Annotated in this window: 23 protein-coding genes; 10 read left to right on the top strand and 13 right to left on the bottom strand. The window is 65.8% G+C overall.

All coding sequences use genetic code 11. The features are described from left to right. Positions 1–2: 2 nt before the first annotated feature. The gene (locus tag VF649_RS13915; RefSeq protein WP_331012557.1) at positions 3–2,324 is read right to left on the bottom strand and encodes a S8 family peptidase; all 2,322 of its coding nucleotides are present in this window, start codon (positions 2,322–2,324) and stop codon (positions 3–5) included. A 118-nt stretch (positions 2,325–2,442) separates the two neighbouring features. Between VF649_RS13915 and VF649_RS13910 the strand changes: the two genes are divergently transcribed. The 5 genes from VF649_RS13910 (at position 2,443) to VF649_RS13890 (ending at position 7,723) form a co-directional block, all read left to right on the top strand. Next, on the top strand, positions 2,443–3,114 hold the full coding sequence (locus VF649_RS13910; RefSeq protein WP_331012586.1) for a pyrimidine 5'-nucleotidase: 672 nt from the start codon (positions 2,443–2,445) through the stop codon (positions 3,112–3,114). Next, positions 3,111–3,932: a 2,3,4,5-tetrahydropyridine-2,6-dicarboxylate N-succinyltransferase gene (gene dapD, locus VF649_RS13905; protein ID WP_331012556.1), complete on the top strand. Its 822-nt coding sequence runs from the start codon at positions 3,111–3,113 to the stop codon at positions 3,930–3,932. Before VF649_RS13910 ends, dapD begins: the two co-directional genes overlap by 4 nt. 71 nt (positions 3,933–4,003) lie before the next feature. Further along, on the top strand, positions 4,004–4,918 hold the full coding sequence (gene cysD, locus VF649_RS13900) for a sulfate adenylyltransferase subunit CysD (protein WP_331012555.1): 915 nt from the start codon (positions 4,004–4,006) through the stop codon (positions 4,916–4,918). 139 nt (positions 4,919–5,057) lie between these two features. After that, complete coding sequence (cysN, locus tag VF649_RS13895; protein ID WP_331012554.1) at positions 5,058–6,980, top strand: sulfate adenylyltransferase subunit CysN; 1,923 nt, start codon at positions 5,058–5,060, stop codon at positions 6,978–6,980. A 2-nt stretch (positions 6,981–6,982) separates the two neighbouring features. After that, complete coding sequence (locus tag VF649_RS13890; protein WP_414713687.1) at positions 6,983–7,723, top strand: 3'(2'),5'-bisphosphate nucleotidase CysQ; 741 nt, start codon at positions 6,983–6,985, stop codon at positions 7,721–7,723. Between the two features lie 7 nt (positions 7,724–7,730). On the opposite strand, the gene dnaN is transcribed toward VF649_RS13890, so the two are convergent. After that, positions 7,731–8,852, bottom strand: a complete 1,122-nt coding sequence (gene dnaN / locus VF649_RS13885; RefSeq protein ID WP_331012552.1) for a DNA polymerase III subunit beta — start codon at positions 8,850–8,852, stop codon at positions 7,731–7,733. Positions 8,853–8,969: 117 nt separating this feature from the next. After that, a complete protein-coding gene (locus VF649_RS13880) occupies positions 8,970–9,545 on the bottom strand; it encodes a porin family protein (protein ID WP_331012551.1) in 576 nt (191 codons plus the stop codon). A 189-nt stretch (positions 9,546–9,734) separates the two neighbouring features. On the opposite strand from VF649_RS13880, the gene VF649_RS13875 reads away from it, so the two are divergent. Beyond that, positions 9,735–10,199 carry a hypothetical protein gene (locus VF649_RS13875; RefSeq protein ID WP_331012550.1) on the top strand — a complete coding sequence of 155 codons (465 nt, stop codon included), beginning with the start codon at positions 9,735–9,737 and terminating at the stop codon, positions 10,197–10,199. Positions 10,200–10,203: 4 nt separating this feature from the next. Here VF649_RS13875 and VF649_RS13870 read toward each other — a convergent pair whose 3' ends face one another. From VF649_RS13870 to VF649_RS13830, 9 genes are all read right to left on the bottom strand, one after another. Then, positions 10,204–10,539 carry a DUF1491 family protein gene (locus tag VF649_RS13870; protein WP_331012549.1) on the bottom strand — a complete coding sequence of 112 codons (336 nt, stop codon included), beginning with the start codon at positions 10,537–10,539 and terminating at the stop codon, positions 10,204–10,206. After that, positions 10,536–11,048, bottom strand: coding sequence for a PaaI family thioesterase (locus tag VF649_RS13865; RefSeq protein WP_331012548.1), 513 nt, complete (start codon positions 11,046–11,048; stop codon positions 10,536–10,538). The genes VF649_RS13870 and VF649_RS13865 overlap by 4 nt, the downstream gene beginning before the upstream one ends. Further along, complete coding sequence (locus VF649_RS13860) at positions 11,005–11,475, bottom strand: PTS sugar transporter subunit IIA (RefSeq protein ID WP_331012547.1); 471 nt, start codon at positions 11,473–11,475, stop codon at positions 11,005–11,007. The genes VF649_RS13865 and VF649_RS13860 overlap by 44 nt, the downstream gene beginning before the upstream one ends. A gap of 21 nt (positions 11,476–11,496) precedes the next feature. Then, positions 11,497–12,072: a ribosome hibernation-promoting factor, HPF/YfiA family gene (hpf, locus tag VF649_RS13855; RefSeq protein ID WP_331012546.1), complete on the bottom strand. Its 576-nt coding sequence runs from the start codon at positions 12,070–12,072 to the stop codon at positions 11,497–11,499. Positions 12,073–12,156: 84 nt separating this feature from the next. Continuing rightward, positions 12,157–12,870, bottom strand: coding sequence for a DNA polymerase III subunit epsilon (dnaQ, locus tag VF649_RS13850; protein WP_331012545.1), 714 nt, complete (start codon positions 12,868–12,870; stop codon positions 12,157–12,159). After that, a complete protein-coding gene (gene coaE / locus VF649_RS13845; RefSeq protein WP_331012544.1) occupies positions 12,831–13,475 on the bottom strand; it encodes a dephospho-CoA kinase in 645 nt (214 codons plus the stop codon). The genes dnaQ and coaE overlap by 40 nt, the downstream gene beginning before the upstream one ends. Then, a complete protein-coding gene (gene aroE, locus VF649_RS13840; protein WP_331012543.1) occupies positions 13,472–14,287 on the bottom strand; it encodes a shikimate dehydrogenase in 816 nt (271 codons plus the stop codon). Before aroE ends, coaE begins: the two co-directional genes overlap by 4 nt. A 22-nt stretch (positions 14,288–14,309) precedes the next feature. Further along, complete coding sequence (locus VF649_RS13835; protein WP_331012542.1) at positions 14,310–14,912, bottom strand: Maf family protein; 603 nt, start codon at positions 14,910–14,912, stop codon at positions 14,310–14,312. After that, entirely contained in the window at positions 14,909–15,733 is an 825-nt protein-coding gene (locus VF649_RS13830) for a pyruvate, water dikinase regulatory protein (RefSeq protein ID WP_331012541.1), read from the bottom strand. The genes VF649_RS13835 and VF649_RS13830 overlap by 4 nt, the downstream gene beginning before the upstream one ends. Positions 15,734–16,024: 291 nt before the next feature. On the opposite strand from VF649_RS13830, the gene hemE reads away from it, so the two are divergent. From hemE to VF649_RS13810, 4 genes are all read left to right on the top strand, one after another. Beyond that, a complete protein-coding gene (hemE, locus tag VF649_RS13825) occupies positions 16,025–17,071 on the top strand; it encodes a uroporphyrinogen decarboxylase (protein WP_331012540.1) in 1,047 nt (348 codons plus the stop codon). After that, positions 17,071–17,520 carry a CopD family protein gene (locus VF649_RS13820; RefSeq protein WP_331012539.1) on the top strand — a complete coding sequence of 150 codons (450 nt, stop codon included), beginning with the start codon at positions 17,071–17,073 and terminating at the stop codon, positions 17,518–17,520. Before hemE ends, VF649_RS13820 begins: the two co-directional genes overlap by 1 nt. Before the next feature lie 164 nt (positions 17,521–17,684). Further along, positions 17,685–18,941: a transcription termination factor Rho gene (gene rho, locus VF649_RS13815; RefSeq protein ID WP_331012538.1), complete on the top strand. Its 1,257-nt coding sequence runs from the start codon at positions 17,685–17,687 to the stop codon at positions 18,939–18,941. A gap of 18 nt (positions 18,942–18,959) precedes the next feature. Continuing rightward, the gene (locus VF649_RS13810; protein WP_331012537.1) at positions 18,960–19,613 is read left to right on the top strand and encodes a TerC family protein; all 654 of its coding nucleotides are present in this window, start codon (positions 18,960–18,962) and stop codon (positions 19,611–19,613) included. A 57-nt stretch (positions 19,614–19,670) separates the two neighbouring features. Here VF649_RS13810 and VF649_RS13805 read toward each other — a convergent pair. After that, positions 19,671–20,093, bottom strand: a 423-nt coding sequence (locus tag VF649_RS13805) for a dienelactone hydrolase family protein (RefSeq protein WP_331012536.1), incomplete at its 5' end; no start/stop codon positions are given.

Genomic DNA, 20,093 nt, shown 5'->3' with positions numbered 1-20,093 from the left:
GGTCAGAGCGCCAGCGAGAACCGCAATGCGCCGCCGATCTCGGGCGGCAGGTCCGCCCAATTTCCCGGATCACGCCGCCAGTAGAGGTTGGTCGACAGCCACCCGCCAAGCAGCGCCTGCGCCAGACTGCCCTCGACATCGAGTTCGCGCCCATCCGGCGCGAGGCCGAGCCGCTGGATCGTGGTTCCGGTCACCCCGGTGGCATAATCATAGCCGGCCGGCAGCGCGAGATCGATGCCGCCGCGCGCCACCCGCAGCGGCTGTGCCACCCGCAACCCGGCCCGATCGCCGCGCGTCACCAGGCCCGTCTTCATGACCTCCACGCTCCAGGCCGCGCTCCACAGCCGCGCGCCCGTCTGCGCAAGCCCGCTGGCCTGCCCGCGGGTCCGGCCGCGCCGCCATGTTCCCGCCAATGTCCAGCCCGCGGGCCATTCCTGCCGCACCGACAGGTCGACGAAGTCGCTACGCGCACCGCCGCCGCCCAGCGCGGTGGCGAACTGTCCACCCAGGATCGTCGCGTCCTCCTCCAGCCGCGACAGGCCCGCGGTCAGCGTCACCGCGCCAAAGCTGCGATCGACGGCGGCCCCCATGCTGACATAGCCGTACCGATCATAGCGGGAACGCAGCCCGACCCGCCCGGGTACCAGCGCGTCGCCCTGCTCCGCGGTCAGCGTCAGACCCGCCCGCCCGATCCGCCGCCGCACCGCGACGCTGGATCCGATCCGCTGCTGGAAACCGGCGGTCTCGCGGGGATCGCCCGCTACCAGAAAGGGGGATCCATCACGGTCGCTCATCGTGCGGGCGATCGACTCCGCGCCCTGGGCAAATCCTGCACCGACGGTCAGGTCAGGGCCGATCCGTGTCGCCACCATCCCCGCGGTCGCCCGCGCGGTCGCCGCGTCGGCCCGCCCCAGGGTCAGTCGTTCCACCGCAACCTCCGCCCCGCGCGATGCGATCGTGACCGCAAACATCGCGCCCGGCATGCGCCCCGACACGTTCCGCACCCCCCCCGACAGCGCCGGCAGCAGCCGTGACTGCGGGACCGCATGCGAAAGCGTCCGCCCGATATCCAAACTATACGCGCGCGCATAGCGATCGAGCAGCACCGCCGATATCGCCGTGCCGCTGCGCCCGGCATCGCCCATCGCGGCCGACATGGTGCCATTGTTCGCCGCCGCGATCGTCACCGCCGTACCGGCGACCATGGTCGTTCCCTGCGGCTGGAACGCGCGGGTCAGGTCCAACCGGCCACGACCATAGATCGAATCCACGCCGCTCGCGCCCAGGTCGGCTGCGGTCGCATAGAGGATATCGACGATCTGCTTGCCGGTCAGGTTCGGGAATGCCTGCGCCAGCAGCGCGACCGCGCCGGAGATCAGCGGCGCGGAAAAGGAGGTGCCGGAATAAAGAAAGGCGGTGCCCGCCTGATCGAACGCCCGCACCCGTTCGCCCAGCGCCAGCAGGTAATTCGCGCTGCCGCTGCCGGCACGCGCGCTGAAATCGGCGATGTCCCCTGCCTGGTTGCTGGCGCCGGCGATGATGACCAGCCCGCGCGCGTTGGCGCTGTTCGCGATCAGGGCGAACGCGTCGGGGTTGGGTGTGGGATCATTGCCCGCCGACATCACGATGATGGTCCCGGCGGCGGTCGCCCGCCCGACCGCCGCCTGGAACGCGGAGCCACCCGCGTCGTCGCCACCCAGCGAGATGTTGATGACGCGCGCGCCGTTCTGCACCGCCGTATCGATCCCCCGTGCGATCGCGCTGTCATTGTGGGAACAGCCATCGGTGCCGGTGCAACTGCCCGGCGTGTCGGTGCGCAGCACCAGCAGGGTCGCGCCATAGGCGATCCCCAGCGGGCCGGCGTCGTTGCGCGCCGCGCCCAGCACCGCCGCCACCGCGGTCCCATGACCCGATTCGTCCTGCAATCCGCGCGATCCCACCAGATCGGCCGACGCCGCGCTGATCCGCCCGGCAAATTCCGTACTGCCGGCATCGATTCCGCTGTCGATGATCCCGGCCACGATACCTGCGCCGGTGGTGCCACGATCATAAGCGGTGATGGCGCTGGCCTGCGCAGCGCCCGCGGATCGTTGATATTCCGGTGTGTTGTTGTTCGCCGAGGGTGTAGGCGTGGGCGTGGGTGTCGGGGTTGGTGTCGGCGCCGGCGTCGGGGTGATCGGGTCGGGCTGCGTCACCGGCGGGCTGGTGGCGACCGGCGGCGCGGGCGTGCTGGTCACACCACCGCCACCGCCGCCTCCCCCACCGCATGCCGTCGCCAGCAATGCGGTGCCAAGCAGCAAGCCGGAACGCAAACCCACCGCCATCACGCATACCCCGTTCGGCGACGGCGGCACGGATCCGTGCCAGCGCGCCGAACCGGCATGCTAACGTCACCCACGCGGTTGTCGAGCGCCGTCGCGCCCGCTAGGGCGCTTGGCCGACATGCACGCCGCCTTTGCCACGATCCGGACCTGGATCTTCGATCTCGATAACACGCTCTATCCGGCGTCGACCGATCTGTTCGCGCTGATCGACGTGCGGATGGGCCGCTATATCCAGCGCCTGCTGGGCGTGGATGCGGCCGAGGCCCGCCGCGTGCAAAAGGCGCATTTCCTGGAACATGGCACCACCCTGTCGGGACTGATGCGGACGCATGCGATCGATCCGCGCGAATTCCTGGACTATGTGCATGACATCGAGATGGACCGGATCGCGGAGGATCGCCGACTGGTGGCGGCGATGGCGCGGTTGCCGGGCCGCAAGCTGATCTTCACCAACGGCGACGCGACCTATGCCGGCCGCGTCCTCGACCGCATCGGCCTGGGCGGCGCGTTCGAGGCGATCCACGATATCCATGCCTGCGCCTATCGGCCGAAACCCGATCCGCAAAGCTATGCCTCGCTGCTTGCGGCGCTCGACATCGATCCCGCCACGGCGCTGTTCGTGGAGGATATGGCGCGCAATCTGGTGCCGGCCAAGGCGCTGGGCATGACCACCGTCTGGGTCAACAACGGATCGGAATCGGGTGGCCACGGCGCCGATCCCGCCACGATCGATCATGAAATCGCCGATGTCGGCGAATGGCTGCACGCTATCCAGGAGACCGACGCATGACCGAGTTGTCCACCATCATCGACGCCGCTTGGGAAGACCGCACCAGCATCGGTCTCGATACGCAGGGCCCGGTCCGCGCGGCCGTGGACGAGGCGCTGCGCCTGCTCGACAGCGGCGAGGCCCGCGTCGCCGCACCCGAATCCGGACAGTGGGTCGTGCAGCAATGGCTCAAGAAAGCCGTGCTGCTGTCGTTCCGGCTGAACGACAACCAGCTGGTCGATGGCGGCGCGGCGGGTGCGCCTGCATTCGACAAGGTGCCGTCGAAGTTCACCGGCTGGGACGACGCGGCGTTTCGCGCCGCCGGCTTCCGCGCGGTTCCCGGCGCGATCGTCCGCCGCGGCGCATTCGTGGCAAAAGGCGCGGTGCTGATGCCCAGCTTCGTCAACATCGGCGCCTATGTCGGCGAGGGATCGATGATCGATGCCTGGGCCACAGTCGGCTCTTGCGCGCAGATCGGCCGCAACGTCCATCTGTCGGGCGGCGCCGGCATCGGCGGCGTGCTCGAACCGCTGCAGGCCAATCCGGTCGTGATCGAGGATGGCTGCTTCATCGGCGCGCGCGCCGAGGTGGCGGAAGGGGTGATCGTCCGCGAAGGCGCGGTGCTGTCGATGGGCGTCTATCTTGGCGCGTCGACGAAGATCGTCGACCGCGCGACGGGCGAGGTCTTCAGGGGGGAGGTTCCGCCCTATGCCGTGGTGGTCCCCGGGACGATGCCGGGCCAGGACGGCGGGCCCGCCCTCTACTGCGCGGTCATCGTCAAGCGCGTCGATGCGCAGACGCGTGCCAAGACCGGCATCAACGAACTGCTGCGCGACTGACCCTGCCCGGCTATCCGCCATGAAAGGAAAACCCGCTTTTCCGGCCGCACCTCCGGTCTAGATAAGCGGGCATGGCCACATCCGATCCGATCACCCTCACCCATCTCCAGCGGCTGGAAGCCGAAAGCATCCACATCCTGCGCGAAGTGGTGGCGGAGGCGGAACGGCCGGTGATGCTCTATTCGGTGGGCAAGGATTCGGCGGTGATGCTGCATCTGGCGCGAAAGGCCTTCTACCCCGCGCCGCCGCCGTTTCCACTGCTGCATGTCGACACCACCTGGAAGTTCCGGGACATGTACTGCCTGCGCGATCGGATGGCGGTAGAAAGCGGGATGGAACTGCTCGTCCACCGCAATTCCGATGCGGAGGCGCGGGGGATCAATCCGTTCGACCATGGCGGCCTGCATACCGACATGTGGAAGACGGAGGGGCTGCGCCAGGCGCTCGACCTGCACCGCTTCGACGCCGCCTTCGGGGGCGCCCGCCGCGACGAGGAGAAGAGCCGCGCCAAGGAACGCGTCTTCTCGTTCCGCACCGCCACGCATCGCTGGGACCCCAAGACCCAGCGGCCCGAACTCTGGCGGCTCTACAACGCGCGCAAGGCCAAGGGCGAAAGCATGCGCGTGTTTCCGATCAGCAACTGGACCGAACTCGACGTCTGGCAATATATCCAGGCCGAGGACATCCCGATCGTTCCGCTCTATTTCGCCGCCCCGCGCCCCACGGTGGAACGTGACGGCATGCTGCTGATGGTTGATGACGATCGCTTTCGCTTCCGCCCGGGCGAGGTTCCGGTCGAACGCTCGATCCGCTTCCGTACGCTTGGCTGTTACCCGCTGACCGGCGCGGTCGAAAGCCGGGCGACCACTTTGCCGCAGGTGATCCAGGAAATGCTGCTCACCACCACATCGGAACGCCAGGGCCGCGCCATCGATCATGATCAGGCCGGCAGCATGGAAAAGAAGAAGCAGGAGGGCTATTTCTGATGGCACGCCAACCCGTCCGCTGTTCCCACCTCTGTTCCCCGGCGCAGGCCGGGGCCCAACTCGACAGCACGGCCGGGTACGGACTGACTGACCTCCAGAAGTGGGTGCCGGCCGCCGCCGGGATGACGAAGGCTGCCGCATGACCACCCCCGTCTATCGCCCGTCCGACCTCGCCGCGTCCGACATCGACGCCTATCTCGACAGCCACGCGCACAAGTCGCTGCTCCGCTTCATCACCTGCGGGTCGGTCGACGATGGCAAATCGACGCTGATCGGACGCCTGCTCTACGATTCCAAGATGATCTTCGAAGACCAGCTCGCCGCGCTGGAGGCCGATTCGAAACGGGTCGGGACGCAGGGACAGGATATCGATTTCGCATTGCTGGTCGACGGCCTCACCGCGGAGCGCGAACAGGGCATCACCATCGACGTCGCCTATCGCTTCTTCTCGACCGATCGCCGGAAGTTCATCGTCGCCGACACCCCCGGTCATGAACAATATACGCGCAACATGGTCACCGGCGCCTCCACCGCCGACCTCGCGGTCATTCTGGTGGATGCGCGCAAGGGTATCCTGACGCAGACCCGCCGCCACAGCTATCTTGCCCACCTGATCGGCATCCGCAAACTGGTGCTGGCGGTGAACAAGATGGACCTGATCGGCTATGATCGCGCCCGCTACGACGCGATCGTCGACGACTATCGCGCCTTTGCCCGCACGATCGGGATCGACCACTTCGTGCCAATCCCGATTTCGGGGTTCAGGGGCGACAACATCGCGGGACGATCCGGCAATACCCCGTGGTATGACGGTCCGATTCTGATGGAGCATCTGGAAACCGTACCGCTCGACGTGACGGCGGATCAGCTGCGCCCGTTCCGGATGCCGGTGCAATGGGTCGCCCGTCCCGATCTGGATTTTCGTGGCTTTTCCGGTCTGGTCGCCACCGGTCGGATCGCGCCCGGTGATCCGGTCCGCATCCTGCCGTCCGGCCGGACCAGCACGATCGCGCGCATCGTCGCACCGGGGGGGGATCTCGACACCGTCGCCGCCGGCCAGTCGGCGATGCTCACGCTGACCGATGCGGTCGATTGCAGCCGGGGCGACGTGATCGTCCGCGCCGACGCACCGGCCGAGGTCGCGGATCAGTTCGAGGCGACGATCCTGTGGATGGCGGACGAGGAGATGCTGCCCGGTCGCGGCTATTGGCTGAAACTGGCGACGCAGACCGTGTCCGCACAGCTGCAGGCCCCGAAATATCAGGTCAACGTCAACACCATGGAGCAACTGGCCGCCCGTACGCTCGGCCTCAATGCGATCGGCGTCGCCAATCTGTCGACCGACCGACCGGTGGTGTTCGAGCCCTATTCCGGCGGCGATGGCGCGATCAGCCGTGATCTCGGCGGGTTCATCCTGGTCGACAAGATCACCAACGCCACCGTTGCCGCGGGCCTGATCCACTTCGCGCTGCGCCGTGCGGCCAATGTCCATTGGCAGGCGATCGACGTCACCCGCGATGCCCACGCCGCGCAGAAGCAGCAACGTCCACGCCTGCTCTGGTTCACCGGCCTGTCCGGCGCCGGCAAGTCGACCATCGCCAATCTGGTCGAAAAGAAGCTGCTGGCGCTCGGCCGGCACAGCTTCCTGCTCGACGGCGACAATATCCGCCACGGCCTCAATCGCGATCTCGGATTCACCGATGCCGACCGCGTCGAGAACATCCGGCGCGTGGGTGAAGTCGCCCGGCTGATGGCCGATGCCGGCCTGATCGTCCTGACCGCCTTCATCTCCCCCTTTCGCGCCGAACGCGACATGGTGCGTGCCATGCTGCCGGCCGGCGAGTTCATCGAGGTGCATATCGACACCCCGCTCGATGTCGCCGAACGGCGCGACGTGAAGGGGCTCTATGCCAAGGCCCGCGCGGGAAAACTTGCCAATTTCACCGGTATCGACAGCCCGTATGAACCACCGCTCACCCCCGAAATCCGCGTCAACACCGTCGACATGACGCCGGAGGAAGCAGCGGAAGCGATCGTCGCGCATCTGCTGGCGGCGGAATGACCATGATCGCACCCGATGATGCCGCCCTTGCTCGCAAGGTGGCGGAGACCGCCGGCGATATCCTGATGACCTTGCGCGGGTCCGGCCTGTTGGCGGGCAAGGCGCTCGGCGCGGCCGGCGACGCCGTTGCCAACGCCTTCATCCTGGCCGTTCTGCGCGAAGCTCGGCCGACCGACGCGATCCTGTCGGAAGAGGAGGCCGCCGATCCCGCGCGGCTGGCCAATGCCCGCGCCTGGATCGTCGATCCGCTTGATGGCACCCGCGAATATAGCGAGGGTCGTGCCGATTGGGCGATCCACGTCGCGCTGTCGGTCGACGGCCGCGCCACCGCCGGCGCCGTGGCGCTTCCGGCGCAGGCGCACACCATCTGCACTGCGGGCTGCACACCGCCGGGCGTACAGGGCGGTCGCATCCGCATGGTCGTCAGTCGATCCCGCCCTGCCGCCGAGGCCCTGAAGGTCGCCGCCGCGCTGGACGCCGAACTGATCCCGATGGGGTCGGCCGGGGCCAAGGCGATGGCGGTCGTCCGCGGCGAAGCCGACATCTATCTCCACAGCGGCGGCCAGTATGAATGGGACAGCTGCGCCCCCGTCGCGGTCGCCCAGGCCGCCGGCCTGCACGTCAGCCGCCTCGACGGCAGCCCGCTCGTCTATAATTGCGCCAACCCCTATCTCCCGGACCTGCTCATCTGCCGCGCCGATCAGGCTGAGCGGGTGTTCGCGGTATTGCGCGGACCGGAATAGGCGCCCCTTACACCCGCATTGGCATCAGCACGTACAGCGCCGAAGACGTATCGCTTTCCCGGATCAGGGTGGGGGCTGCGGCATCGGCCAGGTGGACTTCGATGGTTTCGCCGTCGAGCTGACCCAGAATGTCCAGCAGATAGCGCGCATTGAAGCCAATCTCGAACCCAAGCGCGGTATAGTCGCCGGGGACTTCCTCGGCTGCGGTGCCGTTCTCCGGGCTGGTGACCGACAGCGTGATCTTGTCGCGATCCAACGTCATCTTGACCGCGCGGGTCTTCTCGCTGGCGATCGTCGCCACCCGGTCGACGCCCTGCATCAGGCTCTTGGGATCGATCTTCAGCAGTTTGTCGTTCGCGGTCGGAATGACGCGCGAATAATCCGGAAAGGTGCCGTCGATCAGCTTCGACGTCAGGATCGCACTGTTCAGGCCGAAGCGGATCTTGGTCGGGGACAAGGTGATTTCGACATCGCCGTCGACCTCGTCCAGCAGCTTGCGCAGTTCTCCGATGCATTTGCGCGGCACGATCACGTCCGGCATCGCCTCCGCCCCGGCGGGCCGCGGCACGGTCATCCGCGCCAGCCGATGGCCATCGGTGGCCGCCGCCTTCAACACCGGGCCAGCGCTGCCGTCACCGTCCGCGACATGCAGGAAGATCCCGTTCAGATAATAGCGCGTCTCTTCCGTGGAGATGGCAAAGCGCGTCTTGTCGATGATCTGCTTCAGCGTCTCGACCGGCAACGCGAACTTCGTCGGCAGGTCTCCTTCGGCGATCATCGGAAAATCGTCGCGCGGCAGGGTGGATAGATTGAACCGCGCCCGTCCCGCCACGATCAGCATCTTGCCATCCGCAGCCGTCAATTGCACCTGACTGCCCTCGGGCAGCTTGCGTGCGATATCGAACAGCGTGTGCGCGGACACGGTGGTCGCGCCGGGCTGGTCCACCGCGGCGGATACCGTCTCCACCACCTGCAGATCCAGATCGGTCGCCATCAGCTTCAACGTGCCGTCCGCCGAGGCTTCGATCAGCACGTTCGACAGGATCGGGATGGTGTTGCGCCGTTCCACCACGCTTTGCACATGGCTAAGGCTCTTCAGCAGGGTGGTCCGCTCGATCGTCGCCTTCATGTCCGCCCCAAATCCCAAAACCGTCGGTCCCGCGTTATAGCGTGACGACGCGCGCGGGGAAGGAAAAAGGGCGGAGGTTGCCCCCCGCCCCTCCTGATCGTCAGCCGTTCCGGCGGATCAGAAGCGGAAGCCGAAACCGGCGATCGCCTGGTTACGCTCGAACCCGTCCTCATAGTTCGAATAGCGATATTCCGCCTTCACGAAGCTGTTCGGGCCGACCGCATATTCCGCGCCCACACCCACGCGGATCCCGTCAAGATCGGTTCGACCGAGCGTCACCCGATCGGTGCCATCGTCCTGGGTCAGCTTGAACCGGGCATTGGTGTAGCCGGCCTTGGCATAGAGCAGCGTCCGACCACCGACGACCGTGCCGACCCGGCCACCGACATACAGGTCGCGCGCGGCCTTGGCGCAGGTTTCGGGCGATGCCAGCGTCTGCGCGCCGAAGCACTGCTTGACATTGCTGTCGGTCGCTTCGGCTTCCACGCCCACCACCATGCCGCGCATCTGCATGTCGTAACCGGCGCCAATGCCGTATCCAACGGCATCGTCATGCCCATCGGTCTTCACATTGTCATAACCGACCAACCCTTCGACGCGCGCGCCCGTGAACGGTGCGACATCCTGCGCCAAGGCGGGAACGGCAACCGACAACGTGGTGGCGGCCAAGGCGGCGTAAGCAAAGCAACGCATGTCATCAAACTCCATGAACAGGGCACCCGATGACGGGTGCGGGGCCTCAGTGCATGAGCGAGTGACTTGTTGCATGAACCTCAGCTAAACAGGATTATTCGTTGCACCTGAGCAACAGTGGTCTGTGCGGAGCGGCGGGAGCAAACCATGATCGGTCACCGGAGCCGAAACCGCTGTGTCGCTCTGATCATGCTGTTGGGCCTGACCGCATCCCCCGCCGCTGCGCGCGACGCGCTGGGTGTGTTCGAAGGCTGGGCCGCTTTCTCCGATCCGCGCCCGCGCCGATGCTATGCGATCGCGGAGCCAGAGGGGCGACCGATCGGTGCGGCGTGGCGCCCCTTTGCCGCGATCGCCGCCTGGCCCACGCGCGGGGTAAGGGCGCAGGTCAACATACGTCTGCGCAAGCTGAAGCAGCCCGGCACGCCCGTGATCCTGACGATCGGCGATAGCCGGTTCGCGCTCGTCGCCGGCGGTGCCGATGCGTGGGCCCCCAGTGCAGCGGTGGATGCGGCGATCGTGGCGGCGATCCGTCAGGCCCGCGGCATGCGGGTCGAAGCTCGGGCACGCGACGGCGGCGTTCTGGTCGACCGCTATGCGCTGCGCGGTGCGGCGACGGCGATCGATGCCGCGACCCTGGCTTGCGCCCGGGATTAGTGCGTCACGCCATTACCGCTTCGGCGGTCGCGGCGGCTTCGGCACCGTCCAGTTCCACGACCCACAGATCGGGGTCGCGCCGCCGCCGGCCCGCGATATAGGCATCGATCGCGCCGGGCCCGTCGGGATCGGACGGTCCGGCCGGCGCCAATCGGTAGCCGTGCTGGCCAAGAACCCGCTCCAGCAGACCGGTGACCCGCCCGCGCTCCGCCACCACGATCAGGATGGCGCCCGCCGTCGCGTCGCCCTTGGCCAGCACCATCGCATGACCACCACCAGCCGCCATCTGCCGCAGCAGCACGGACACCAGCAGTGCGGAGGTCAGTCGGGCGGCTGTCACGGGGCGGGGTGCGCATATCCGGGCAGGGTGGACAGCGGGATGCGCGATTTCATGAAGGTCCCGGTGCCGCGCGCGATTTCCTCGCCGGTGGCATCGACCAGGCGCGCGTCCGCCACGAACACGCGGCGCTTGCCGCTGATCCAGCGGCCTTCCGCCACGACCTCGCCACCCTTCACCGGACGGGTCAGCAACAGGTTGAACGCCGTCGTCAACAGGAACCGGTCGCTTACCAGCGAATTGGCGGCGTAGAAGGCGGCATCATCCAGCATCTTGAAATAGATGGTGCCATGCGCCGCGCCTGCGGCATGATGCAGCGGTGGGTCGATGCGAAACCGGATCCGGGCCACGCCCGCATCCTCGATTTCCAGCCGCGACGCGAACATCCGGTTGATCGGTGCCGCGGCATAGAGCGACTCCAGAGCCCGATAATGCGCTTCGGCCCCGCTCGGGGGCAACCGCGCCGAATCAGGCGGCAGCGTCACGGCTGTCGCCACTGGCGAACAGCGCATAGAGCGCGTCCTCCGATCCCGCGCCGCGCAACTTCGCGACGAAGGCGCGGTCCCGCAAGCGCCGGCTGACGCGGGCCAGCGCCTTCAGATGCTCCACGCCGGCGCCTGGCGGCGACAGCAACAGGAACACGATATCCACCGGCAGGTCGTCGACCGCCATAAAATCGATCGGGGCAGCGAGCCGCGCGAACAGTCCGACGACCTGCGGCAGCCCGTCCACCTTGGCATGCGGGATCGCAACTCCGCCGCCGAATCCGGTGGAACCCAGCCGTTCACGATCCGCCAGCTTGTCCGCCACGATCCGCGCGTCGACCCCCACCAGACGCGCACCGGTGGCCGCCATCTGCTGGAACAACACCTTCTTGTTCGGAACGACCAGCGCGGCCGTCACGGCATCGGGTGCAAGAATGTCGGCGAGCGAATCCATGGAGATGATGCGACCGGCCGATCAGGCCGCGCGCTGGGGCTCCACCCAGCCGATCGTCCCGTCCGGGCGGCGATAGACCATGTTGAACGCACCCGTACCGGCATTCTTGAACAACAGCGCGCCGGTATTGCGCAGGTCCAGCATCATGACGGCATCCGACACGGTGGCATCGGGCACGTCGACACGGGTTTCCGCGATGATGACGGGATTGTCGCTGACCTCTTCCTCGTCCGCGCCGGGCTGGAACACGGTGTAACCCGCATTCTCGTCATAGCCGGCACCGCCCATGCTGGTGGTCGCCTGCTTGTCCTTCAACCGGCGCATGTAACGGCGCAGCTGCGTCTCGATCCGGGCCGCGGCCTGATCGAAGGCAGGATGTGCCTCATTGCCCTGGCCATGGCCTTTCAGGATCAGGCCCTGCATCACATGCGCCACGATGTCGCAGGTGAAGGATCCATGCGGGCCCTGCCCGAACGTCGCGTGCGCGGAAATCGATCGCGAAAAATATTTGTCGGCGATTCCCTGCATCCGCTCGCCCACATGCGCCCGCAATGCGTCGCCGGTGTCGACCTGATGACCTGAGACACGGATTTCCATCGTACAGACCTCCTCAAAAGAGCAATTTGCGGCCGGCCGCCCGGATATCGGGCGCCGCGGCCTTAGGACCCGGGCGCCGGGGGGTCAACCGACCGAACGGACCCGGTCGTCGTCCGCGCTCCACAACGGATCGACAAGCTTCTCCACAAACGCCGCATGCCGGGCAAGTTCCTCGGGACTGGCCGAAAATGATCGCGGGGCATGTCGCGTCATCGGGGTAACGACCGTTGCTGCAACCGGTGCCGACAGGAATGAAGATTCGTCGGTGGGCAGCATCAATCCGATCTGACGACCGCCCAGCAGTTCGACATAGAGCTGTGCCAGCAGTTGCGCGTCGAGCAGGGCGCCATGCTTGATCCGGTAGCTGCGATCGATGCCATAGCGCGAACAGAGCGCGTCCAGGCTGTGCTTCGCGCCCGGGTGCCGGGTGCGCGCGATCGCCAGCGTATCGATCATCCGCGTCAGGCACACCATCGGATGCCCGCACTGTTCCAGTTCGGCATTCAGAAACCCGAAATCGAAGCTGGCATTATGGGCGATCAGCGGCGCGTCACCGATGAACGCCAGCAATTCGGCGGCGCCTTCGTGGAATCGGGGCTTGTCCGACAGGAACCGCGCCGACAGGCCGTGCACCGCTTCCGCTTCCGGCGGCATGTCACGATCCGGATTGAACCACGCGTGAAAGGTACGCCCGGTCTCGCACCGGTTGAACAACTCGACACAACCGATTTCCACCAGGCGATCGCCGGTCTTCGGATTCAGGCCGGTGGTTTCGGTATCGAAGACGATTTCGCGCATGCCCGGCAGTATCGGACTCCCCGCGCGCGGAGGCAAGCGACTAGCGCACCGACCGCTGCCTCGGTTTCGGCGAGCGCCACGCCGGTATCGATCACGAAATCGGCGCGGGCGCGCTTCTCCGTATCGGACATCTGCAACGCCAGGATCGCATCCAGCCGCTCCGGCGACATGCCGGGCCGTGACAGGACGCGCGCACGCTGCGCCGCCGGCGGGGCGGATACGACCGCCACCGCATCGACATGCTCCGCACCACCCTTTTCGTACAGCAGCGGAATGTCGAGCACGACCAGCGACTCGGCGGCCTGGCGTTGCAGGAACGCCTGCCGCGCCGTCGCCACCGCGGGATGCACGATGGCCTCCAGCCGTGCCAGAGCCGCGGGATCGCCCAGCACCGCAGCGCCCAGCCGCGTGCGATCGACGCCGTCGGAACCCACCGTTCCCGGAAACGCTGCAGCGATGGCGGGGAGCAGCGCGCCACCGGCCCCCTGCAGGCGATGGACCTCCGCATCGGCGTCGAACACGGCCACGCCGTGCGACCGGAACATCGTCGCCACCGCCGATTTGCCCATGCCGATCGAACCGGTGAGGCCAAGGCGGATGGTCATGCGGTCAACAGCTGGCGCAGTTCGGCATCGCGTTCGCGCGGGGCATGTGCTTCGAAGAAAATCTCGAACGCCAGCGCCGCCTGACCGATCAGCATCGCCAGTCCGTCGATCGTGGCCAGCCCGCGCGCGCGCGCCTGTGCCAGCAACGCCGTCTCCAGCGGCGCATAGACGATATCATACACGATTGCGGAAGCGGGGAGGGGACTCAGGTCCAGTACCAGCGGTGGTTGCCCGATCATCCCGAGCGCGCTGGCATTGACGAGCAGGTCTACCGGCGGCACCGGCGCATCCAGGGGCAATATGGTTCCGGTCAGCCCGAACTGCGCCAGCACGGCGCGTCCCTTGTCCGGCGTGCGGTTGAGGATCGTCACCGATCTGACATCCCGGCTGGCCAACGCCAGCAGGACCGCACGGGCAGCGCCGCCGGCGCCGATCACGGCAACCGATTTTCCTTCCAGCGCAACATTCTCCAACGGCTCCAGGAAACCGCCGGCGTCGGTGTTGGTCCCGACCAGCCCGCCATCGGCATCCCCGAACACGCAATTCAACGCGCCCAGCGTCTGCTTCAATCCTGCACGATCGTCGACCACGTCGAACACCGCCTGCTTGTGGGGCAGGGTCACATTGCTCCCCATCCAGTCGGGGTCGTCGCGTCGGATCCGGAAATGCGCCGCCAGATCATCGGCGGTGACCCGCGTCGCGATATAGTCGCCTTCGATACCCAGCGCCTGCAACCAGAAGCGGTGGATGATCGGCGATTTGCTCTGGGCGATCGGGTCGCCGATCACCTCGGCATACGGAACTTTCGCCATAGCTACCCGCCAATCCTTGCTATCATTTCGTGATCATTTCCAACATCCGCAGTTGATCCAGCACAGCCAGCAACGGCAGACCCAGGATGGTGAAATGATCGCCATCGACCCTGGAAAACAGCTGGATTCCGGGGCCTTCCAGACGGTAGCATCCGACGCAGCCTGCGATCGCCGGCCATTCCGCGTCCAGATACTGATCCAGGAACACGTCGGAAAACTCCCGCATCGTCAGCGTCGCGACACCGACATGACGCCAGATCGGCTGGCCGTCGCGACACAGGACAGCGGCACTGGTCAGGCGGTGCCTCCGTCCACGCAACGACCGCAGTTGCATCGCGGCATCGATGCGGTCGCGTGGCTGATCAAACAGGACGCCGTCGTCCCGCGCCAGCGTCTGATCGCACCCCAGCACCAGATCGCCCGCGTATCGTCGCGACACTTTCACCGCTTTCAATTCCGCCAGCGCATCGGCCAGCCGCCGGGCGTCGGCACCCTCGCCGACCAGCGCCGCCTTCGCCGACTCCTCGTCGACGCCCGCGGCCACCGCGACATGCGGGACCCCCGCCGCCGACAACATCGCGCGCCGCGCCGCGGATTGCGATGCCAGGATCAGCGCCGCGCTCATGGCAGCGTCGCGGTATAATTGCGGCGCTCGTTCACCAGGTTGATGATCGCCGCGGCCGTTTCCTCGATCGATCGCCGCGTCACGTCGATGACCGGCCAACCATTGTCGGCGAAGATGCGGCGTGCAAACGCCAACTCGGCGGCGACGGCATCCTGATTGACATAATCGGTCTCGGGCGCTTGATTGAGCGATAGCAGCCGGTTGCGCCGGATCGCGATTAATCGATCCGAACTGGTCGTCAGCCCCACCACCAGCGGATGCTGCAGCGTGTAGATATTGGCCGGCGGCGGGGACACCGGGACCAGCGGGATGTTGGCGGTCTTGAACCCGCGATTGGCGAGGTAGATCGACGTCGGCGTCTTCGACGTCCGCGACACGCCGGCCAGCAGGATGTCGGCTTCTTCCCAATTTTCTGATGCGATCCCGTCATCATGCGCGATCGTCCACTGGATCGCATCGACGCGTGCGAAATAGGCCGCATCCAAGGTATGCTGCCGCCCCGGTCGTGCGCTCGCTTCCTGACCCAGCAGCCGCGACAGCGCATCCACCACCGGGTCCAGCGCGGCCACCGCCGGGATCCCGGCTGCATGACACCGCGCCTCCAGCTTGCGGCGCACATCGGAATTGGCCAGCGTATAGACGATCAATCCCGGATGGCGGCCGATTTCGACCATCACCCGATCCAGATGCCCTTCGGATCGCACCATCGGCCAGAAATGCTTGATCGCTTCGACACCGTCGAACTGCGCCAGTCCCGCCTTGGCGATATTTTCCAGGGTTTCGCCCGTGGAGTCGGACAGCAGATGGACGTGCAGCCGCATAGGGGACGATCCTGTGGAAAAGCGTGGGGGTTGCGGTAGGCCAGGGGCGGGGATGCTTTCAAGTCGGCTGTTCATCCCCATTGGCCGGCCGGCATCTCCACGCTTATCCACATGCGCTGCACAGGCCGACTCCGCCTGTGGATAACGGGGGCGAAGCGATCGACTCGCGGCCGATGCGCGAGTCGATCGGTCGACCGCCTGTTGGCAATTGCGGGTGGCGCGAATAAACCCCGCTTCCGGCACCCCCTACTATCTACTCCAGACTCTCTTAAGACTCTTAAAGGATATCAGATGGACCCCGCGTTCAAGGCTGGCCCGCAGGCCGACCGCAAGCTCTACGCGGTGCTGAAGGGCCAGCGGCAGGCGATCCCGCCGGTCTGGCTGATGCGACAGGCAGGGCGTTACCTTCCCGAATATCGCGCGTTGCGGGCCGATCGCGGCGGTTTCCTGGAACTTGTTCACGACAGTGCGGCGGCAGCGACAGTGACGCTGCAGCCGATCGAGCGGTTCGGTTTCGATGGCGCGATCCTGTTTTCCGACATCCTCGTCATCCCGCATGCGCTGGGTCAGGATCTGCGGTTCGAAGTAGGCGAGGGGCCGCGGCTCGCGCCACCATTGGTCGATCATGCTCTGGCGGCGCTGGACCGGGTGCCGGAGCGCCTGGATCCCGTTTACCGCACCGTCGCCCTCGTCGCGGCCGCGTTGCCGCCACAGACCAGCTTTCTCGGCTTTGCAGGCAGTCCCTGGACCGTGGCGACCTATATGGTTGCGGGGCAGGGATCGAAGGACCAGGCGCCCGCCCGGCGCATGGCTTATTCCGATCCGGCCGCCTTCGGCGCGATCATCGATGCCATCGTGACCCTGACGATCGATTATCTGAGCGGGCAGATCGCGGCCGGCGTCCATGCGGTCCAACTGTTCGACAGCTGGGCCGGCAGCCTGTCACCCGCGCAATTCGAACGCTGGGTGATCGCGCCGACCGTGCGGATCGTGGACGGCCTGCGCGCGCGGCATCCGGATGTTCCGATCATCGGTTTTCCAAAGGGGGCGGGCGGCAAATTGCCGGCCTATGCGCGGGAAACCCGCGTCGATGCGCTCGGCCTCGACGAAACCGTCGATCCGGTGTGGGCCAATGCCATGCTGCCGGCTGGTTTGCCGGTCCAGGGCAATCTCGATCCACTCGCGCTGATCGCAGGCGGAGAAGCGCTTGCATCGGCCACCGCCCGCATCCTATCAGCCTTTCCGGAACGACCGCATATCTTCAACCTGGGGCATGGTATCTTGCCGGACACGCCGATCGCGCATGTCGAACAGCTTCTGGCTCTGGTGCGGCGCTGATGGATGTGGAGACGGCGTTCGCGATGACCTATTTGTGGATCAAGGCTGCGCACCTGATCTTCGTGATCTTCTGGATCGCGGGGCTGTTCATGCTGCCACGCTATTATATCTACCATCAGGAATCGGCGCCGGGATCGGACGAGGAAAAGCGCTGGATCGACCGCGAGCGCAAGCTGCGCACCATCATCCTGACGCCCGCGATGATCGCGGTCTGGGTCTTCGGTCTGATCCTAGCGTCCACCATCGGTGCCTGGTCGATGGGCTGGTTCCATGCCAAGTTCTTGCTGGTGGTCGTGCTCACCGGCTATCATGGCTATATGGTCGGCTATGGCAAGAAACTGGCGCGGGGGCAGCGTCCGGTCAGCGGCAAAGCGCTTCGCCTGATGAACGAAGTGCCTGGTATCGCCACCGCGATCATCGTCATCCTGGTGATCGTCAAGCCGTTCTGACCGCCGGTGCCGTGGTCGTTCCGGCAGAACGCGGCTTGACTTTGCCACCCTCGCGGGCCTACCCGCGAAGGTGTCGCCTCCCGACGGTGTGAGGCTCCTTCCCCAGGATATCGACGCAGGCTGTCCGCCGCGCGATAGGCAGCGTCCGCATCGGGAACATCAGCATGCATTTCAAAGACCTCAAGAAAACGCCTCCCGTCGAACTGGTCGCGATGGGTGATGAACTGGGCGTGGAAGGCGCCTCGACCCTGCGTAAGCAGGATCTGATGTTCGCGATCCTGAAAGTGCTGGCCGACCGCGGCGAGGAAATCATGGGCGTCGGCACGATCGAGGTCCTGCAGGACGGCTTCGGCTTCCTGCGCAGCCCCGAGGCGAACTATCTCGCTGGCCCCGACGACATCTACATTTCGCCGAACCAGGTCCGCAAGTTCGGGCTTCGTACCGGCGACACGGTAGAAGGTGAAATCCGCGCGCCCAAGGATGGCGAGCGCTATTTCGCGCTGGTCCGGCTGGTTTCGGTCAATTTTGACGATCCGGAGGTGGTGCGCCACCGCGTCAATTTCGACAATCTGACGCCGCTCTATCCCGAACAGAAACTGACCCTCGACCCGCAGGATCCGACCGTCAAGGACAAGTCGGCCCGCGTCATCGACATCGTCAGCCCGCAGGGGAAGGGCCAGCGCGCTTTGATCGTCGCACCGCCACGCGTCGGCAAGACGGTGCTGCTCCAGAACATGGCGAAGGCGATCACCGACAATCACCCGGAGGTGTTCCTGATCGTCCTGTTGATCGATGAACGTCCGGAAGAAGTGACGGACATGCAGCGCAGCGTGAAGGGCGAGGTCATTTCCTCAACCTTCGACGAACCGGCGCAGCGCCATGTCCAGGTTGCCGAAATGGTAATCGAGAAAGCCAAGCGCCTGGTCGAGCACAAGAAGGATGTTGTGATCCTGCTCGACTCGATCACCCGTCTCGGCCGCGCCTACAACACCGTCGTGCCGTCGTCGGGCAAGGTGCTGACCGGCGGTGTCGACGCCAACGCGCTTCAGCGCCCGAAACGCTTCTTCGGGGCCGCGCGCAACATCGAGGAAGGCGGCTCGCTGTCGATCATCGCCACCGCACTGATCGACACCGGCAGCCGGATGGACGAGGTGATCTTCGAGGAATTCAAGGGCACCGGAAACTCCGAGATCGTGCTCGACCGCAAGATCGCGGACAAGCGCATCTTCCCGGCGATGGATGTCGGCAAATCGGGTACCCGCAAGGAGGAACTGCTGGTCGACAAGACCAAGCTCAGCAAGATGTGGGTCTTGCGGCGTATCCTGATGCAGATGGGAACCATCGACGCGATGGAGTTCCTGCTCGACAAGATGAAGGATTCGAAGACCAACGAAGACTTCTTCGATTCCATGAACAGCTAGGCATCAGGATCTGTTCGGATGATGGAACTCTGGAACCATATCGTCAACGACTTCTCGAATCTGGGGTCGCCCTCTGCTTTGGCGGCGTTTGGGCAGGTGCTGCTGATCGATATCATGCTGGCCGGCGACAATGCGATCGTCGTCGGCGCGCTCGCCGCCGGTCTGCCGGCCGATCAACGCCGCAAGGTGATCCTGATCGGCATCGCCGCTGCGCTCGTCCTGCGAGTGCTGTTCGCCTTGCTGGTGACGCAGTTGCTGGCGATCGTCGGTCTGGTGTTCGCGGGTGGCCTGCTGCTGCTCTGGGTCGCGTGGAAGATGTACCGCGAGCTTCAGCCGGGCGGCGATAGCGGCGGCGTTGACGAGGCTGCGATCAAGAAACCGCGCAGCTTCGCGCAGGCGGCCTGGGCCGTTGCGATCGCCGATGTCTCGATGAGCCTCGACAATGTGCTCGCCGTGGCGGGCGCCGCCCGCGAGCATCCGGGCATCCTGGTGCTCGGCTTGATCCTGTCGGTGGCGTTGATGGGCGTGGCCGCCAACGTGCTGGCGCGGGTGATCGAGCGCTATCGTTGGATCGCCTATGTCGGCCTGATCGTGATCGTCTATGTCGCGGGCAAGATGATCTATGATGGCTGGATAGACCCGAACGTCGGCGTGTTGACGCTGTTTGGCTGATGTTGGTCGGTGATATCAAATGAGGGGCGGCGCCACCCAGCGCCGCCCCTTTTTTGTTCAGCTTAGATTGTCGCGAAAGAACGCCTCGGTACGGGCATCCGCTTGTTCGGCCGCATCGGCGACGCGGCGCGAACCGGACGTCGCCGCAAACCCGTGATCCACGCCGGGATAATCATGGATCTCGACTTTGGGGCTGCTGGACAGGGCTGCCCCAATCGCCGCGCGTGCGGAGGCGGTGATGAAATGATCCTCCCCGGCAAAGTGCAGCATCAGCGGGTTGGAAATGGCTTGCGCTTCATCCAGCTTCGTATCGATACCGCCACCATAATAGCCGACACAGGCATCGCTATCGGTACGTGTCGCGGCAAGATAGGCGATCAGGCCACCCAGGCAGTAGCCGACGACACCGACCTTTGGCACGTCCGCCCGGATCATCCGGATCGTGGCTTCGACATCACGGAGCGCGGCATCGAGATCAGA

This window comes from Sphingomonas sp. (assembly GCF_036387535.1).
Classification (GTDB): Bacteria; Pseudomonadota; Alphaproteobacteria; order Sphingomonadales; family Sphingomonadaceae; genus Sphingomonas_R.
Note: the sequence above shows the minus strand (reverse complement) of the source record. Positions and strands in the feature narration are given on the sequence as shown.

Bases quoted from the DNA above. Each gene is read 5' to 3' on its own strand.
- hpf (WP_331012546.1), bottom strand. From the start codon at position 12,072: ATGGAAATCCGTGTCTCAGGTCATCAGGTCGACACCGGCGACGCATTG.
- rho (WP_331012538.1), top strand. From the start codon at position 17,685: ATGCATTTCAAAGACCTCAAGAAAACGCCTCCCGTCGAACTGGTCGCG.
- dapD (WP_331012556.1), top strand. From the start codon at position 3,111: ATGACCGAGTTGTCCACCATCATCGACGCCGCTTGGGAAGACCGCACC.
- VF649_RS13810 (WP_331012537.1), top strand. From the start codon at position 18,960: ATGATGGAACTCTGGAACCATATCGTCAACGACTTCTCGAATCTGGGG.
- VF649_RS13875 (WP_331012550.1), top strand. From the start codon at position 9,735: ATGCTGTTGGGCCTGACCGCATCCCCCGCCGCTGCGCGCGACGCGCTG.
- VF649_RS13820 (WP_331012539.1), top strand. From the start codon at position 17,071: ATGGATGTGGAGACGGCGTTCGCGATGACCTATTTGTGGATCAAGGCT.
- VF649_RS13910 (WP_331012586.1), top strand. From the start codon at position 2,443: ATGCACGCCGCCTTTGCCACGATCCGGACCTGGATCTTCGATCTCGAT.
- VF649_RS13880 (WP_331012551.1), bottom strand. From the start codon at position 9,545: ATGCGTTGCTTTGCTTACGCCGCCTTGGCCGCCACCACGTTGTCGGTT.
- VF649_RS13830 (WP_331012541.1), bottom strand. From the start codon at position 15,733: ATGCGGCTGCACGTCCATCTGCTGTCCGACTCCACGGGCGAAACCCTG.
- cysN (WP_331012554.1), top strand. From the start codon at position 5,058: ATGACCACCCCCGTCTATCGCCCGTCCGACCTCGCCGCGTCCGACATC.
- VF649_RS13890 (WP_414713687.1), top strand. From the start codon at position 6,983: ATGATCGCACCCGATGATGCCGCCCTTGCTCGCAAGGTGGCGGAGACC.
- hemE (WP_331012540.1), top strand. From the start codon at position 16,025: ATGGACCCCGCGTTCAAGGCTGGCCCGCAGGCCGACCGCAAGCTCTAC.
- VF649_RS13835 (WP_331012542.1), bottom strand. From the start codon at position 14,912: ATGAGCGCGGCGCTGATCCTGGCATCGCAATCCGCGGCGCGGCGCGCG.
- VF649_RS13915 (WP_331012557.1), bottom strand. From the start codon at position 2,324: ATGGCGGTGGGTTTGCGTTCCGGCTTGCTGCTTGGCACCGCATTGCTG.
- cysD (WP_331012555.1), top strand. From the start codon at position 4,004: ATGGCCACATCCGATCCGATCACCCTCACCCATCTCCAGCGGCTGGAA.
- VF649_RS13865 (WP_331012548.1), bottom strand. From the start codon at position 11,048: ATGCGCTGTTCGCCAGTGGCGACAGCCGTGACGCTGCCGCCTGATTCG.
- dnaQ (WP_331012545.1), bottom strand. From the start codon at position 12,870: ATGCGCGAAATCGTCTTCGATACCGAAACCACCGGCCTGAATCCGAAG.
- coaE (WP_331012544.1), bottom strand. From the start codon at position 13,475: ATGACCATCCGCCTTGGCCTCACCGGTTCGATCGGCATGGGCAAATCG.
- VF649_RS13860 (WP_331012547.1), bottom strand. From the start codon at position 11,475: ATGGATTCGCTCGCCGACATTCTTGCACCCGATGCCGTGACGGCCGCG.
- aroE (WP_331012543.1), bottom strand. From the start codon at position 14,287: ATGGCGAAAGTTCCGTATGCCGAGGTGATCGGCGACCCGATCGCCCAG.
- dnaN (WP_331012552.1), bottom strand. From the start codon at position 8,852: ATGAAGGCGACGATCGAGCGGACCACCCTGCTGAAGAGCCTTAGCCAT.